At 66.5% G+C, this 15,560-nt stretch carries 13 protein-coding genes and 2 pseudogenes; 12 read left to right on the top strand and 3 right to left on the bottom strand.

Features of this window, described 5'->3' with window-relative positions; translation table 11 throughout:
• Positions 1-417: 417 nt before the first annotated feature.
• From OHA25_RS07480 to OHA25_RS61150, 5 genes and pseudogenes are all read left to right on the top strand, one after another.
• A complete protein-coding gene (locus tag OHA25_RS07480) occupies positions 418-1,671 on the top strand; it encodes an MFS transporter (protein WP_327586854.1) in 1,254 nt (417 codons plus the stop codon).
• 294 nt (positions 1,672-1,965) lie between these two features.
• Positions 1,966-3,195: a cytochrome P450 gene (locus OHA25_RS07475; protein ID WP_327586853.1), complete on the top strand. Its 1,230-nt coding sequence runs from the start codon at positions 1,966-1,968 to the stop codon at positions 3,193-3,195.
• Positions 3,196-3,595: 400 nt separating this feature from the next.
• A pseudogene (locus OHA25_RS61155) lies at positions 3,596-3,775 on the top strand (SAM-dependent methyltransferase); the annotation flags it as partial.
• A 62-nt stretch (positions 3,776-3,837) separates the two neighbouring features.
• Positions 3,838-3,966, top strand: a complete 129-nt coding sequence (locus OHA25_RS07470; RefSeq protein ID WP_327586852.1) for a hypothetical protein — start codon at positions 3,838-3,840, stop codon at positions 3,964-3,966.
• Positions 3,967-3,976: 10 nt separating this feature from the next.
• Complete coding sequence (locus tag OHA25_RS61150; protein ID WP_442942074.1) at positions 3,977-4,084, top strand: hypothetical protein; 108 nt, start codon at positions 3,977-3,979, stop codon at positions 4,082-4,084.
• A gap of 713 nt (positions 4,085-4,797) precedes the next feature.
• On the opposite strand, the gene OHA25_RS07465 is transcribed toward OHA25_RS61150, so the two are convergent.
• Both OHA25_RS07465 and OHA25_RS07460 read right to left on the bottom strand, forming a co-directional pair.
• Positions 4,798-6,225, bottom strand: coding sequence for an MFS transporter (locus tag OHA25_RS07465; RefSeq protein ID WP_327586851.1), 1,428 nt, complete (start codon positions 6,223-6,225; stop codon positions 4,798-4,800).
• Positions 6,222-6,890: an SGNH/GDSL hydrolase family protein gene (locus tag OHA25_RS07460; RefSeq protein ID WP_327586850.1), complete on the bottom strand. Its 669-nt coding sequence runs from the start codon at positions 6,888-6,890 to the stop codon at positions 6,222-6,224. Before OHA25_RS07460 ends, OHA25_RS07465 begins: the two co-directional genes overlap by 4 nt.
• A gap of 61 nt (positions 6,891-6,951) precedes the next feature.
• Here OHA25_RS07460 and OHA25_RS07455 point away from each other — a divergent pair, with 61 nt between their 5' ends.
• The 3 genes from OHA25_RS07455 (at position 6,952) to OHA25_RS07445 (ending at position 8,812) form a co-directional block, all read left to right on the top strand.
• Positions 6,952-7,584: a TetR/AcrR family transcriptional regulator gene (locus OHA25_RS07455; protein WP_327586849.1), complete on the top strand. Its 633-nt coding sequence runs from the start codon at positions 6,952-6,954 to the stop codon at positions 7,582-7,584.
• Positions 7,585-8,019: 435 nt separating this feature from the next.
• On the top strand, positions 8,020-8,460 hold the full coding sequence (locus OHA25_RS07450; RefSeq protein WP_442942169.1) for a recombinase family protein: 441 nt from the start codon (positions 8,020-8,022) through the stop codon (positions 8,458-8,460).
• A 172-nt stretch (positions 8,461-8,632) separates the two neighbouring features.
• The gene (locus OHA25_RS07445; protein WP_442942073.1) at positions 8,633-8,812 is read left to right on the top strand and encodes a transposase domain-containing protein; all 180 of its coding nucleotides are present in this window, start codon (positions 8,633-8,635) and stop codon (positions 8,810-8,812) included.
• A gap of 148 nt (positions 8,813-8,960) precedes the next feature.
• On the opposite strand, the gene OHA25_RS07440 is transcribed toward OHA25_RS07445, so the two are convergent.
• Entirely contained in the window at positions 8,961-9,890 is a 930-nt protein-coding gene (locus OHA25_RS07440; RefSeq protein WP_327586848.1) for a CU044_5270 family protein, read from the bottom strand.
• A 92-nt stretch (positions 9,891-9,982) separates the two neighbouring features.
• Between OHA25_RS07440 and OHA25_RS07435 the strand changes: the two genes are divergently transcribed.
• The 4 genes and pseudogenes from OHA25_RS07435 (at position 9,983) to OHA25_RS07420 (ending at position 15,419) form a co-directional block, all read left to right on the top strand.
• Positions 9,983-10,165: a hypothetical protein gene (locus OHA25_RS07435; RefSeq protein ID WP_103964968.1), complete on the top strand. Its 183-nt coding sequence runs from the start codon at positions 9,983-9,985 to the stop codon at positions 10,163-10,165.
• Positions 10,166-10,378: 213 nt separating this feature from the next.
• Positions 10,379-11,785 carry a group II intron reverse transcriptase/maturase gene (gene ltrA, locus OHA25_RS07430; protein ID WP_327586847.1) on the top strand — a complete coding sequence of 469 codons (1,407 nt, stop codon included), beginning with the start codon at positions 10,379-10,381 and terminating at the stop codon, positions 11,783-11,785.
• Positions 11,786-12,393: 608 nt separating this feature from the next.
• Positions 12,394-13,581, top strand: a pseudogene (locus OHA25_RS07425) (ISL3 family transposase); the annotation flags it as partial.
• A gap of 203 nt (positions 13,582-13,784) precedes the next feature.
• The gene (locus OHA25_RS07420) at positions 13,785-15,419 is read left to right on the top strand and encodes an ISL3 family transposase (RefSeq protein ID WP_327586846.1); all 1,635 of its coding nucleotides are present in this window, start codon (positions 13,785-13,787) and stop codon (positions 15,417-15,419) included.
• Positions 15,420-15,560: the final 141 nt, after the last annotated feature.

Below are 15,560 nucleotides of genomic sequence, written 5' to 3'. Positions count from 1 at the left end.
AACGCCATTCCACCCCGAAAGTGATCAACCGCCCAGACGCCGGCACGCCGGGTGGTCCCATCACTGGCAACCGGGTGGCCCATGCTCGTGGCAGAAACTCCTCCTGAGCGACCCCATGAAGCTGGCCGGCGACACGCAGATCCATTTCCTGCACGCCCGCACAGGCTGGGCTGTTGACATTTTCCAGCACAACCCCCTTGCGGCTGCCGGTGGGGACGACAGGAAAACGACAAGGAGAAGACAGGGCCAACATGCAGACTGATTGCGGTGCTTCGAGTGATCGCTGCAGTGCAGGGGGGTCGTGGTGGTGGCGTGTGCGTGGGTAGTTGCCGTGTCTCGGCTGGTCGACGCCGCGGCAGCTCGGCTCGTACGGCGAGATCGGGATATGGGATGAGGGCGGGTCCTTCAGGGGAGAGGGTGACCTTCGCCGATGTGCTGGCGGTGGGAGAGTTCCGGGCTCTGTGGCTGGCGGAGCTGTTTTCCCAGCTTGGTGACCAGGTCGCCCGGGTCGCGATCGCGGTGCTGGTCTACCAGCGAACCGACTCGGCGGCGCTGACAGGGCTGACGTACGCGCTCACCTATCTTCCCTCTCTGGTTGGTGGGCTCACGTTGAGCTGGATCGGTGACCGCTATCCCCGCCGTCAGGTGATCTTCGTGATTGACCTGCTGCGTGCGGCGCTGGTCGGGTTGATGGCGTTGCCGGGTGCGCCGCTGCCAGTGCTGGGTGTGCTGCTTGCGGCCATGACGGCGCTCAGCGGGCCGTTCAAGGCGGCGCAGCTGGCTCTGCTGGCCGATGTACTCAAGGGCGAGCAGTACGTGCTGGGACTGTCTATCCGGCAGATCACCATCCAGTCGGCCCAGATTGCCGGCTTCCTCGGCGGCGGCCTGCTGGCCCAAGGGCTCACGCCCTCCACCGGGCTGGTCCTTGACGCCGCGACGTTCGCGATGTCAGCCCTGCTGGTGCGGTTCGGCGTGCAGCACCGGCAGGCCGCGGCCGCTGATCGGGGGCCACGGCGGATGCTTGCGGGCGGGTTCGGCCTGGCGGGGGTGTGGCGAGATCCGCGGCTGCGGTCACTGATCGCGCTGAGCTGGCTGGCCGGCTTTTACATCATGCCGGAGGGGCTGGCCGCGCCGTACGCGGACGCGTTGAATGACGGCTCCGCGGTGGCGGTCGGTGTGATCATGGCGGCGGATCCGGTCGGCAGCGTGATCGGCGCCTTCATCGTCGGCCGGTACGTCCCGGAGGCGGCGCGCAGCCGGGCGGTAGGCGTGCTGGCGCTGCTGACCGGCGTACCGTTAATGGTTTGCGTGCTCCGGCCTGACCTAGCTGTCTCGGCGGTGTTGTTCGGGCTGTCGGGTGCCTTTTCGATGGGTTATCAGATGCAGGTGGGCGCGCTGTTCGTACAGATCCTTCCCGATCATTCTCGCGCTCAGGGGATGGGGGTGCTGTCCTCCGGGCTCATCACGGTGCAGGGGCTGGGCATCCTGGCGGGTGGTGTGACGGCAGCGTGGATCGGACCGGTCATGACCGTCTCACTCGCCGGGCTGGTCGGGATCGTGTGCGGCGCCTACCCGGCGTGGGCGTGGGCGGCAGCCCTGCGCCGGACGGCAACGCTTCCAGGCCCGACGGAGGGGATGGTTTCCTCCGCCACCCGCGAACAGCCGCACTGACAAGGACGCACCAGGTGACGCGCCATAGAGGCCTCGGTCGACCCAACGCGGAGGGGAAAGGAGGGAAGCCACCATGCGGACGAAGGAGCAGTAAGAACGATCATAGAGGCTCATATGAGCAGCAGGGGCTCACTCCGACATGTGGGCCCCTGCTGCCATTGCCTGAAGCTGCATGGAAAGGCCATCGGCCTAATTGCTCTGGTAGTGCTTTGCAGGCGACGTACCGAGAAACGGTGCCAGCTACTCACGAAAGTGATCAGCAACACTGTGCAGTCCGAGAGGAGAGCTCCAACCATGGCCGACCCGCCTGACCGCATCGCAGGAGGCAACCCCACGCACCCGCTGTTCGACCCCGTCGACCCCGCCTTCCGGGCCGACCCCTATCCCGTCTATGCCCAGATGCGCCGCATGGGCCCCATAGCGGACAGCCGAAGCGGGATGTGGCTGATCAGCCGCCATCGCGACGTGGCGTTCGTGCTCCGCGACCGAAGAATCGGTCACAATGACCCGCGCGATTACGGAGCTGACCGGATCATCGGTCCCGATGGCCGTCCGTTGGTCTCCTTCATCGGGCTCAATCCCCCCGAGCACACCCATATCCGCGCGTTGGTGAGCAAGGTCTTCACCCCTACATGGGTAGAGCGCCTACGCCCGAGCATCCAAGTGCTCGTGGACGAATTGCTGGATGGTGTGCTGGGCAACACGGAGGCGGATCTCGTCTCGGCGCTGGCACGTCCCCTGCCCGTCACCATCATTTGTGAATTGCTCGGGATTCCAGCACGTGATCGGGACTCGTTCCAGGCGTGGGCTGACGTTCTGGTACGGGGACTGGACGTTGGATCGCGTCCATCGAGGCAGGAACTCGGCGCGGCGGGCCGCGCGGCATCCAGCTACTTCCTCGACCTGGCGGAGGAACGTCGGCGACATCCTCGCGGCGATCTGCTCAGCAGCCTTGCGGCAGCCAACAGCTCCGACAATGCCGATGCTGATGTCCTTACTGATGCGGAATTGGTCGGCACCTCCGTACTGCTGCTCAACGCCGGTTACGAAACCACCGTCAACCTCATCGGCAACGGCATCCTGACGTTGCTACGCCATCCCGACCAACTCGCCCATGTGCGTGACAATCCCCAGAGCATGCCAGCGGTGATCGAGGAACTGCTGCGTTATGACGCGCCGGTGCAATTGGTGCCCCGCGCCGCCCTTGAAGATGTCGAGGTCGGCGGAAAGTTGATTGCGGCCGGCGATCGTATGCTGGTGTTCATCGGCGCGGCCAATCGTGATCCCGAAGTCTTCGCCAACGCCGATCGGATGGATGTCGCGCGGCGCAACAATCCTCATCTCAGCTTCGCCGCCGGTATCCACTTCTGCCTCGGCGCACCACTGGCCCGGCTGGAAGCCCAGTTGGCCATCGGGACGCTCCTGCGCCGAGCCCCGAAGCTCGCACTCGTCACGGAGCATCCGCGCTTTCGGCAGAACTTTGTCCTCCGCGGTCCTGAACAACTTCGCGTCCGCTTGACCTGACATGTGTGGCGGATCCTACGCGATGACGAGCACATGTAGGCTGACGACGCCGGACGCACTCCTGCCGGATTGCCGGCGATGAGGCCCAGGCGAAGGCGAGCATGGAGTCAAGCCGGTCCAGCAGTCCACCTGCACTCCCTTTACCTTGAGCAATGTTTATCAACGTGGCAGTAGCCGCCAAACAGGCCCTGAGCTGCGGTATCAGCTGTCCGGTTCCAACCTGGTGCGCGCTGATGGCGGTTCGACGGCAGGGCGGCCGGGCGAGACTTCAGGAGCGTACCTGCAGATCGTCAAGCGGCTGACGCCAAGCAAGCGATGCAGGTCCCCAGCGTCTCGTGCACGGAGGGGAAGCCGATGGGTGCGGTGGAGCTACACCCGTCGCGGATCGTGTACGTCGACAATGATCCGCTGGTGCTGGCACGCGCGAGCCCGGCTGACCAATTCCGAGCAGGGCGCCACCGACTACATCGACGCAGACTTGCATGACCCGGACATCATCCTGCGGGAGGCGGCCAAGACGCTGGACTTCTCCCAGCCGGTGGTGATCATGCTGCTGGGCATCATGCATTTCATCGGCGACGACGATGAGCTGCAGGGATCATCGAATAGCTGCTGGCCGCGGTGCCGTCTGGGAGCTACGAGGTGGTGGCCAACACCGCCTCGGCGGTCAACGGCGAGGCCACCGCCGAGGCGGTGCGCGCGTGGAATATTGACGCGCAGCCGAAGCTGAAGCGGCGGGGCCCCGAGCGGATCGCGGAGTTTCTTCGCTGACCTTGAGGCGGTGGAACCGGGGTGGGTCTCGTGCTCGCGGTGGCGCCCCGAGCTAGAGTGGGACCGCAGCATGCCGGTCGAGGTTGACCAGTGGTGCGGGGTCGTACGCAAGCCATAGGGGCCACGGGTCGGAGCATTGTGCGCGGACCGCCGGGCTACGCCAAGGCTCCCTCGGGAACTCCACTTTTGGGTTCCGTTCTCTTGCGCGGCTCAAGGTCGATCTGGCCAAGCATTACCCGCTTCGTTGCATCAGCCTCACCGGCGGCCGGGCGGGCGTCCGAGGTGATGCCGCCGCGTCCAAATGGAGGAGATTCAGCAGGTGAGGAGACGGGGCCGAAGGTGACGGACGATCCGATGGCCACCGTGATACGCCGATCGTGGGCCGCCGCCAGATGCTGGTAGGCCTCTCGGGTTGTTCAGGGTGACCGAGCAGGTAGCCGCGCAGGTGACCGGCCGCGCATCGAAGAGGGGGCCAGCTGTTTCCGGTGATGGCATCGGTCCTCACCGCCGCAGTGATTGTGGCGGGGCTTTCCTACCAGGGAGGTTCGAAGGTGCCAACCAGTCGAAACCGCCCACGAGAAGAGCCCTGCGGTGGAACCGTACTGTGCAGACGCGGCCGCTGACGTCTTTGCAGCGGCGATCGACACCTTCAACTGTCTCCTCGGACAGCTCGCCGACCCCCAGACCGCGCCCTCGATCAAAATCGTGCACCCATTAATACGGCGCATGGCCGCCCCCAGCTCGTACGGCCACGGCCAGCGTTCATCCCAAGACAAGAGATACGACCTGGAAGCTCGTCAAATCACAGACCTGTGGACCCGGCCGCTACCGTCAGGAAGATTGGCTGCGGAGGGTGGGGAGCAGTAAGACGAGCACGGCTGCCACCAGCGCCGTCACCATGGTGAAGATTGAGGACATGGCCAGGCCGTGGGCCGCCGCTACGACTCTGCCGTCGGCCGACGGGTGGAGCGAGCCGTAGAACACGACGCCGATGATGGCCACCCCAAGAGCACCGCCGACCTGCTGGGCCGTCGAGAGGGCGCCGGAGGCTATGCCGGCGTCGTCGGGGTTGATGCGCGACAGGACCGCGTTGAGGGACGGGGTGATGAGGAGGCCGCCGCCGACGCTCTGGAGCATCAGCGTGGGGATGATTACCCCGGGGGCGAACGGAAGGCCTGACAGAAGGACGAGGGCGGTGGAGGCGTAGCCGATCGCGAGGATGATGGCGCCAAACTCCAGGACACGCCGCCCGTACTGGGGGACGAGCCTGCTGGCGATCAGGCTGAAGGTGAAAAACGTCGCCGCGGCCGGCGTGTAGACGAGACCGGCCCCCAGCGCCGACATGCCCAATCCTTCCTGCAGGGCGACGGACAGGACGAGGTAGTACGAGGTTATGACAACGTAGACGGCGAGCACGAGGACGAGGCCGACGGAAAAGGATCGGGTGGAAAGTAGCGACGGTCGCAGGAGAGGATCACCGCCGCGGGCGCCGATGGCGCGCTCGACGTAGCCGAACACAACGAACGCCGCGATGGCGGTGGCGAGAGCGGTCCAGGTCCACCACGGCCAGCCGTACTCATGACCCTGGATGAGGGGGAAGACGAGCAGGAAGAGCGCGCCGCTGAGGACGGCGACGCCGGTGAGGTCGAGTCTGCGGGCGTCCGCGGCGCGCGACTCGGGGATCCAACGGCCCGCAAGCAGGATCGCGGCGAGGCCGATCGGAATGTTGATCCAGAAGACCGGCCGCCAGCCGGAGCCGAACAGGTCGGCGCCGATGAGCAGGCCGCCGATGAGCTGCCCGCCGATGGTGGCCAGGCCCATCACCATGCCGAGCACGCCGAAGGCGCGGGGCAGCTGCTTACTGGGGACCAGCAGCGTGATGATGGCGAAGACCTGCGGGACCATGAGCGCGGCACCGACTCCCTGGGCGAGCCGGGCAACGATGAGCACGACGGCCGTTGCAGCCAGGGCGCAGGCATAGGAGGAGAACATGAAGAGCGCCATGCCGACGATGAAGATCCGTTTGCGACCGTACATGTCGCCAAGGCGACCGCCAGTGACGAGGATCACCGCGTAGGTGAGCTGGTAGCCGGCCAGGATCCACTGCAGCTCCCCGCTCGAGGTGCCAAGATCGGCCTGGATCGCCGGTCCGGCGACGACCACGATGAACGAGTCGAGGATCGCCATGAATGATGCGACCATCACGATCGAGACCGGGCGCCACTGGATGCGGGCCGGTGCGGTGAGGGTCCCCTTCATGCCGTCACGTGCATTCGCGCGGCGAGTCCCTTGACCAGCTCGGCCGCCATCACGGCCTGACCAGAAGTGGAGAAGTGAACGCGGTCGGCGCTTAGCAGGCCCGGCCGGGAGTTGACCGGGTGATCCCACATGTCGGCGAGTACGGCGTCGTATTCGGTCGCCAGCGCGCGGGTTATGTCGTTGACGGCGCGCACCCGCTTGTGCCATTCGGGGTAGCCGGGCACCACGAAGGCCCTGCCAAGGGTGAACGTCGTTAGCTGCGCGCCGGTCCCGGCGGCGAGTTCGAAGATCTGGCGCATGGTATGGGCGATCCGGAAGAAGTCCGGTGCAGGCCGCCAGATGTCGTTGGCACCGCAGGAGATGTGGACCAGGTCGGGGGTGAACTCGAGGAGCGGGCCTACCTGCAGTTCCAAAGTCCTGACAGTGGTCGCGCCGATCTTCGCGGCGTTCAGGTAGGCCAGGTCGGGGTGAACCTTGTGAAGGACAGCGGCGAGCCGGTCGGTCCATCCCAGGTCGGCGTAGCCGGGGCTGGGGTCTCCGATCCCGGCGGCGAGGCTGTCGCCGATGGAGGCGAAGCGGCGCCAGGGCGCGCCGGCCAGCAGACGAGCCGCGTCCGCGGCTGACAGGCAGTAGGGGTCGGTTTCCTCTGCGGGGTATGTGGGCATAAAGTAAACGTACGGTCGACCGTACGCTTTGTGCAACCCTTTGTATGGAAGGATGATGTCGATGAGCGAACGGACGGATCAGCGCCTCGTGCGCGGCGCGCGGACCAGGCGGATGATCGCCCGCCACGCGGTGGACGTGGCCTCACTGGAAGGGCTCAACGGGCTCAGCTTCGGCCGTCTGGCAGCCGAGCTCGGGCTCAGCAAGAGCGGCGTGCAGACGCTGTTCGTCACCAAGGAGAGCTTGCAACTGGCCGCTGTCGAGGCGGCCAGGGAGGCGTTCGTCGACGCGGTCGTACGGCCGGCCCAAGGCGTGCCGCACGGCGTGGCCCGGCTGCGCGCGCTGGTCGACAACTGGATCGCCTACGCCGGGGCCCCTCTGTTTCCTGGCGGGTGCTTCTGGGTGGCCAATCTCGCCGACTTCGACAACAGGCCTGGGCCGGTCCACGACGCGCTGTTCGAGCGGCAGGAGGGGTGGCTGAGCCTCATCGCCGCCGAGCTGCGGCACGCGGCCGACGCCGGGGAGATCACCGAGGTAGACGCCGATCTCGCCGCGTTCCAGATCGACGCGGTTCTCTGTGCGGCCAACATCGCCTTCAGGCTCGGCGACGAGAACGTGGAGGAGAAGGTTCGCCAGGTGATCGACGGCCTTGTCGTACCGGGGGTGGACCTGCAACGGAACCGTTTCCTACGGTAAGCGCCTTCCCGCAGGCCGGGACAGGTGCCGGACGGGGCCTGCATGGAGTCGTTAGCGTACGTTTCCGTTCCGGGGCAGCTCGCGTGTGATCATGGTTTCGGGGTGGACCGGCTGGTGGGTGACGCCTGGTGATGGTGATCTTCGTGTCCGGAAGTCCTCAGTAACGGACAAGATCGAAAATCGGCTGTGAGAGTGGTCGTCGAACTCTCGGAAAGCGTCCGAAACCCCGACCGGAATCAATGTCGCAAAACAGCCGTCACTGAGCCGGGTTTCGGTACATGATCGAGACTGTGAGCCTCCCTGTGCATCCTCTCGCCGGCCAATGGGTCGGTTACGCCCGGATCTCCAGCGCGTCGCAGAACCTGGACGGGCAGACCGACGCGCTGAACGCGGCGGGCTGCGAGTAAGTCTTCGCCGACACCCGCGTCGGGGAAGCTGACCGAGCGGCCCGAGCTGACGCGGTGCCTGGAGTACCTGCGGGCCGGGGACACGCTGGTGGTGTGGCGGCTGGACCGGCTGGGCCGGTCCCTGCGGCATCTGGTGGAGATCGTCAACACGCTGGCCGGGCGCGGGGTCGCTTTCGCCTCCCTGCACGAAGGGATCGACACCAGTACCAGCACTGGCCGGCTGGTCTTCCATATTTTCGCGGCGCTGGCGGAGTTCGAGCGGGGGTTGATCGCCGAACGAGCGGCGGTGGGCCGGGCCGCCGCACGCACCCGAGGCCGCCTCGGCGGCAGACCCGCCAAGCTGTCGCCAGAGCAGATCGCGCTGGCGCGCTCACGCTACGCGGCGCAGGACACCACCGTGGCCGAGATCGCCAAGGTTCTGGGGGTGGGCCGCGGCACCATCTACCGGGCCCTGCAGCAGACATCCTGACGCCGGATGCGCCGTGACGTTGACCTGCGGCGGAGCACTACACCGCGGCGGCCTCGCCGACAGCGAGCTCGGCGCCGACGACGTGCCACTGAGCTGCGGTATCGCTTTATTGACACGGCAACGACTCCCAGCATCGCGCTGAGAGCCATTGCCGTCAGAGATCCTCAGTGGGGTGTTGACCCGGCAGATCCCCCCGAGTCTGGTCGATGAGGTGCTGGAGGAGACCGGGTGGGCTCAGCGGAGGTTCCGGGCTTTGCCGTCGCGGTTGGGCGTCTATTTCGTGTTGGCGCTATGCCTGTTCAGTGGGTCAAGCTATGAGAGCGTGATCGCCCGGATGGTTTCCGGGCGGTGAGATCGGCTTCGGGCCGCGGGTTGGAATCTGCCGTCGTCCACAGCGCTGACCAAGCTGCGCCGCCGGCGGGCCTCGAAGCCCATCCCCGCGATGCACCATCAGCCGAAGCCGCTCTCGCCGCGGTGCTACCGCCACGCCCCGGGAAGGCTCATTTCTGGCCGGGGCCGTCCACCACCTTGGCATCCAACCAGGCCGTCAGTGTGAGGGGCGTGCCCGCTTTGATGACGGACGACGAGGGGTCGTTGTACTCCGTGGTCTGGACGCCGTACGTGCCGAGAAAGTGGAAGTCGACGGGGTCGAGGATGAGGTCGTAGCGGGCCCACTTACCGGTGTAGCTGAACGCGACCCCCTGCCTGCCGTCGGCGTCCGCGACGTCCTCGGTGAAGCTCACGCCGGGGATTGTGGCCAGGCCGCGAAACAGCGCTGCCCGCACCTCCGGCGGCAACGCCTGGGTTCCCATTAGCTGGTACACGGCCTGGAAGAGCTGCTCGTCCATGGTGTGGGGCGGCTCTGATCCCCCCCAGGCAATGTGTTTATCCTCTAGCTTTTGGCGGATTTTCGTGAGCACTCCCTCCGGGGTGATCGGCTGCTGGGCCAGCTCGGCGGCGCCGAGCCCCGGGTGGTTGCCCTGCACGAGCAACTTTCCGTTGATCAGGGCGGCTACCTGCTTGCCGTCCACGCTGGTCCACTGCTCCCAGACGACGCGCCGGGAGACGTCCACGCCGTAGCTGCCATCTTTGGACTGCGGCGCCTGGCGCTCCCTGATGTACAGCCACTGGCCCGGGTTCGGCACCTGCCCGCGGTCGTCGTAGGCGGCCTGCGCAGCCCGCTCGCCCAGTTCCTGCACGTTCGCCGCCGGGACCACGCGCGGCTGATCGCGTGCCACTACCACGCCGGTACCGACCGCCACGGCCAGCGCGCCCGCGATCGCAACCCGCCAACCGAGCCGCCTGACAAGTCGCGGCCCGCGGTGGGGCTCGGGACCGCGCGCCGCCGCCAGCAGCCGCGCCCGGGCGGCGGTCTCCACCTGCGCTGTCATCGGCGGAGTGTCACGCCTAAGGTCCTTGATCGTGCTCATCACAGCTCCTCGTCTCCTAGCTTGATCTTTAAGTGCGCCATGAGCGCAGAAGGCGAGGTTGTTGTGTAGGTGACCTTGCTGGATGCGGTGCTGTGCAGGAGATGAAGGTCTGGCCCTTCGGCGTCGCCCTGCGGGGGGAGACGTCAAACCGCCTCAAGCTGCGTTGGCTGAAGACCGTCGTGGTGAGCGTTGAGGAAAAGGCGCACGTGATGCGTCAGGTGGGGACCGGGAAGGCGAGCGCGAGCGAACCGTCGAAGACGCGTCGAAACAAGTAGACGACATCAAAACCGGGGTGGTTAAAAGGGCCCGGGATGAGCCTGGCGGGTGCCCGCCTATTGGCCAGGTGGTGTCCGGCGTAGAGGCGGCGCGAGTCCGGTCTGCGGCTTCTGCATGGAACGTGGGAAGGCGGATGCCGACAGCGCCGTCCCGGTGCCAATGGTGCTGGGGGGGCGAGAGGGAGCGCGCCGGGCGGCAGAAACCGTGAGGCGTTGAGTACCGTCGCGGCGTCCGCCGGCGGACCGGCTCGTAGTAGTGACGAAGCCCCGGTAATGGGGGTGGAGCGAAGGGGCCGGCTCATCTGTCGATCTGTTCGCGCGAACAACCGGACGTTGGTCTGGGAGGAAGCGGGTGGGCATGTCGGAACCGAAGGACAAGCCGTTCGATATTTCGAAGCGGCTGGTGTGTGGGAGGCATACGAGAGCGTCAAGGCCAACAAGGGCGCCGCCGGAGTGGATAGGCAGTCCATCGAGGATTTCGAGGCCGATCTGAGGAACAACCTCTACAAGATCTGGAATCGGATGTCGTCGGGCACCTACTTTCCTCCCGCGGTGATGGCGGTGGAAATCCCGAAGGCCGGGGGAGGCACTCGCGTTCTAGGAGTACCGACCGTGGCCGACAGGATCGCCCAGACAGTGGCAGCGCTGGCGCTGGAACCCCGGACCGAGTCGATCTTTCACGACGACTCCTACGGGTATCGGCCCCGACGCTCCGCGCTGGACGCGGTGGCCACGTGCCGCCAGCGGTGCTGGAAGAAGGACTGGATCATCGACCTCGACGTCGAGAAGTTCTTCGACAGCGTGCCGTGGGACCTGATGGTCAAGGCGGTGCAGGCCAACATCACCACCGAGCAGCGCTGGGTCCTGCTGTATGTGAAGCGGTGGCTGGCCGCTCCCATCCAGCAGGCCGACGGAACCCTGGTCGAGCGGCACCGGGGAACCCCACAGGGTTCAGCGGTTTCGCCCGTCCTGGCCAACCTGTTCATGCACTACGCGTTCGACACCTGGCTGGCACGCGAGTTCCCGACAGTGGAGTTCGAGCGCTACGCCGACGACGCAGTGGTGCATTGCGTGACCGAGCGGCAGGCACGTCAGGTGCTGGCCGCACTCGCCGAGAGAATGGAACAGGTCGGGCTGCGGCTGCATCCCGACAAAACCAAGATCGTGTATTGCCGGGATTCGAGGCGACGAGGCTCGTTTGAGCACATCTCGTTCACCTTCCTCGGCTACACCTTCCGCCCCCGCAAGGCCGTCTATCCGGATGGGAAGGCGTTCACGTCCTTTCTGCCCGCGGTCAGCGCGGCGGCACTCAAGGCGATGGGTCAACGGCTCCGCTCCTGGCGGATCCACATGCGCGGCAGGTCCGATCTCGCTGAGCTCGCCGGATGGATCAACCCCATCGTGACGGGCTGGATCACCTACTACGGCCGGTTCTACCGGTCGCAGCTGTATCCCCTCCTCCGGCACGTCAACACCTACCTGGCGCGCTGGGCCCGGAAGAAATACAAGCGGCTGCGCTCCCTCAAACGGTTCAAAGCCTGGTGGACCGGGATCCTCGATCGAGACCCCGGCCTGTTCAAGCACTGGGCTTGGGAGAGCAACTTCCTCTGGAAAGGATGAGAAGCGCCGTGTAACGGGCGACTGTTACGCACGGTTCTGTGGGAGCCCAGGGGTGGGATTCCCCTGGGCCACCCGACCCTGTGCGTCGAGGACGTGGGTTCGCGGATTTCTTCGTCGTCGGTTTCCGGGCCGGGGTCTTCGTGGTGGTCAGGCCGGTGGCAGTGTAGACGTCGTGGCGTGGGGCGGGTTGGTTGTTGCGGCGCCCTGGTGGCCGTCCCGGGCCTGGCCGGGAAGGTTTCGGTGCCTGGGCCGGACTGAGCGTCTTGGCGCGCAGGTGCCGAAACCCTCGACGAACGCGAGCGGGCGACAGACGCTGCGGGGATGCAGGCTCCTCCCAAGGACGGCGTAGGTCGGCGGCCAAGGGACGGGCCAGCCGGAGTTGGGTGTAGACGGCCAGGATCAGCCAGGTCCAACGATCAGCCGCCCGCGGATCGCGGATCTTGGGACAGGTCCAGCCGAGGGTCTGTTTGAGCAGGCGGAAGGTGTGCTCAAAGCAGCTTTCTACAGTGCACCTATATAGGGGCCTGTCCAGAAAACGGCTCTGTCTCTCTTTCGGCTCTGTCTCTCTATCGGTGGTGACGGAAGGTGCCGTAACGTCACGCTGAGTTGTGATCAATGTCAACGAGCTTGTGCATACGGTGTTCTCAGGGTTATCGCCGCTGGTGGTGGAAGACATAGCGGACGAGGGCGAGCAAATCCGGGTACGAGCGCGAACCCCGAACGGCTCGGTCGCCTGCCCGGCCTGCGGAGCCGGGACAGCTCGCGTGCACAGCTACCACGAGCGCAGTCTGACTGATAGCCCGGTCAATGCACGCCGTGTGCTGGTGGTGGTGCGGATCCGTCGCCTGGTCTGCCCGACGCGCGGCTGCCGCCAAACGTTTCGTGAACAGCTGCCCGGCGTTCTGGAGCGCTATCAGCGGCGCACGCCCCGCCTGGCCCCCTAGATCGGCGCGGTAGTCCGCGAACTGGCCGGACGCGCCGGCACACGGGTCTTGTCCGCGCTGGCCGTGCGCCTGTCCCGGCATACCGCCCTGCGCCTCCTGCTACGTCTGCCCCTGCCCCAGCCGCGAGTACCCCGGGTGCTGGGAGTGGACGACTTCGCCCTGCGTCGGCGCCACCGTTACGCCACCGTGCTGATCGATGCCGAGACCCGCGAGCGCATCGACGTCCTGCCCGGCCGCACCGCCGACGTCCTGGAAGCCTGGCTGCGCACCCACCCCGGAGTGCAGGTCGTGTGCCGGGACGGCTCGGGCGCCTACGCCGAAGCGATCCGCCGCGCCCTGCCGGACGCCATCCAAGTTGGTGACCGCTGGCACCTGTGGCACAACTTCGGTGAGGCCGTTTCGAAGGAAGTCGCCGGGCACAGCGCCTGCTGGGCCAAGGCCGGACCGCCCCTGCAGGACGGCAAGCGCGCGCAGACCACCCGCGAGCGCTGGCACCAGATCCACGACCTACTCGACAAGGGCGTCGGCCTGCTGGAGTGCGCCCGCCGGCTGAACCTGGCCCTCAATACAGTCAAACGCTACGCGCGTGTGCCCGAACCCGAACGCCTGCAACGCGCCCCGCAGTACCGGCCCACCCTCGTCGATCCCTACCGTGACCACCTTCGGCACCGCCGTGCCGATGACCCTGCCGTTCCCGTCCTGCACCTGTTCAACGAGATCAAAGCCCTCGGCTACCCGGGCAGCTTCAACCTTCTCTACCGCTACATCACTCAAGGCCGGGTCGAAGCCGACCGCCTGCCTATCTCCCCACGCCGCCTGGCCCGGCTCCTGCTCACCCAACCCGGCAACCTTGATGGCGCTTTGGGGGTCTGGCTCTGGCGATCTTTATGTGGTGCCGTTACAGACGGTGGCCGGGACGTCGATTCAGGGGCTGATCGCAATCGTGTAACTGGCCGCGCGTAGGCGCGGCCGCCCCGTGAGGATCTTGTTCGACCAAGAACGTGATCATCATTTGAGCGGCCGCGAGGTTCATTGTGCCCTGTGCGCAGCATGCGGTGGCGGGCGATGCCTGCTGCCTGCGGATGTTCTTCCCCCATCTGGCCGAACTGGTCATCGAGGAGGTGACCGATCACGGGGACTACGTGCTGGTCACGGCGCATACCAAGGGCGGGCCGGCGGCTTGCCGGGCGTGCGACACATCCTCCTCGCGAGTGCATGGCCGCTACCGCCGGCTGCTGCATGATCTGCCCGCTGCGGGCCGCCCGGTCCTGATCGCGCTCACGGTCCGCCGCCTGACCTGCCAGAATCCGGCGTGCCCGGTCCGGACGTTCGCCGAACCGGTGCCCAGTCTCACCCGGCGCTACGCCCGCCGGACGAAACTGCTGCGCCGGCTGCTGGAGTTGATGGCGCTGGCACTGGCCGGGCGCGCCGCCTCCCGACTACTGGAGCGACTCGGCGTACGCGTCTGCCGGGACACGCTGATCGGTCTGGTCCGTGCCCTGCCCGATCCCGAGATCGGCCAGGTCACCGTGCTCGGGGTTGACGATTTCTCCAAGAAGCGCGGGCGCTCCTACGCCACCGTGCTGATCGACATGGACACCCACCAGCCCATCGACGTGCTGGACGACCGGACCGCCGACGCCCTGGAGCAGTGGTTACGCGACCATCCAGGCGTGCAGGTGATCTGCAGAGACCGGGCCGGACCCTATGCGGCAGGGGCCAGAGCCGGGGCACCCGAGGCGATTCACATTGCTGATCGCTTCCATCTCTGGCAGAACCTCTGCGACGCGGTCGAGAAGACCGTCATCGCATGCCGCGCCGACCTGCGTGAACCCGACGCCGATGCCGCTGAACCCGCCCACGAACAATCCGGCGACCAACAGCTCGACCACGCGCTCCCGCCAGAGCCGATGCCGGATCAGCCATCGGACGAGGAATGCCGGCTCATCGTCCGGACTCGTGAACGCTACACCGCGGTGCAGGAACTCGCCGCCAAGGACTGGACGATCTCGGCGATCGCCCGCGCGCTGCGGCTGTCCCGGCCCACCGTCCGCAGGTTCGCCCGCGCCGCGTCGGTGGAGGATCTGCTGACCAAAGCGACCGGACGATCCGACCTGCTCACTCCCTATCTGCCCTATCTGGTCCAGCGGTTCAACGACGGCTGCACCGACGCTGCCCGCCTCACTCGCGAGATCCAGGCTCAGGGGTACCAGGGCAGCCCACAGACCGTCCGCCGCTATCTGCACCCGCTGCGGTCCTCAGCCACCGCAGCCCACGCCCCGTCCTCGGCCCCGACCATCCGCGAGGTCGCCCGGTGGATCACCAGCCGCCCCGACCGGCTCACCTCTGACGAGCAGGCTAGACTCACCGACCTGCGCGCTCGCAGTCCCCGCCTGGATGCCACCGCTAGCCATGTCGCTGCCTTCGCTCAGCTGATGACCACGCTGAGCGGCACGGCCGAGAACCTGCAGGTGTGGATAGCGGCCGTCGACGCCGACGACCTGCCCGCCCTGCACTCCTTCACCCACGGCATCCGCCGCGACCTGGACGCCGTCGTCAACGGTCTCACCCTGCCGCACAGCTCAGGCGCGGTGGAGGGCAATGTGACGAGAGTCAAGGCGCTCAAGAGGAGCCGCTACGGTCGAGCCAACTTCGACCTTCTCAGGAAGATCATCCTCTGCGCCCATTAGTGCTCACGATCCGTGACGGCACCACATAAAGATCGCCAGAGCCCTGAAATTTGCCAGGTGAGCGACTCGCCGGGAGAGATCGTTCTTGTCTCGGTGGGCTCCCTCGACGCTTCGGATGATCACGTTTCGAAGCGAGTCGGG

Source organism: Nonomuraea sp. NBC_00507 (genome assembly GCF_036013525.1).
Taxonomy (GTDB): domain Bacteria; phylum Actinomycetota; class Actinomycetes; order Streptosporangiales; family Streptosporangiaceae; genus Nonomuraea.
Note: the sequence above shows the minus strand (reverse complement) of the source record. Positions and strands in the feature narration are given on the sequence as shown.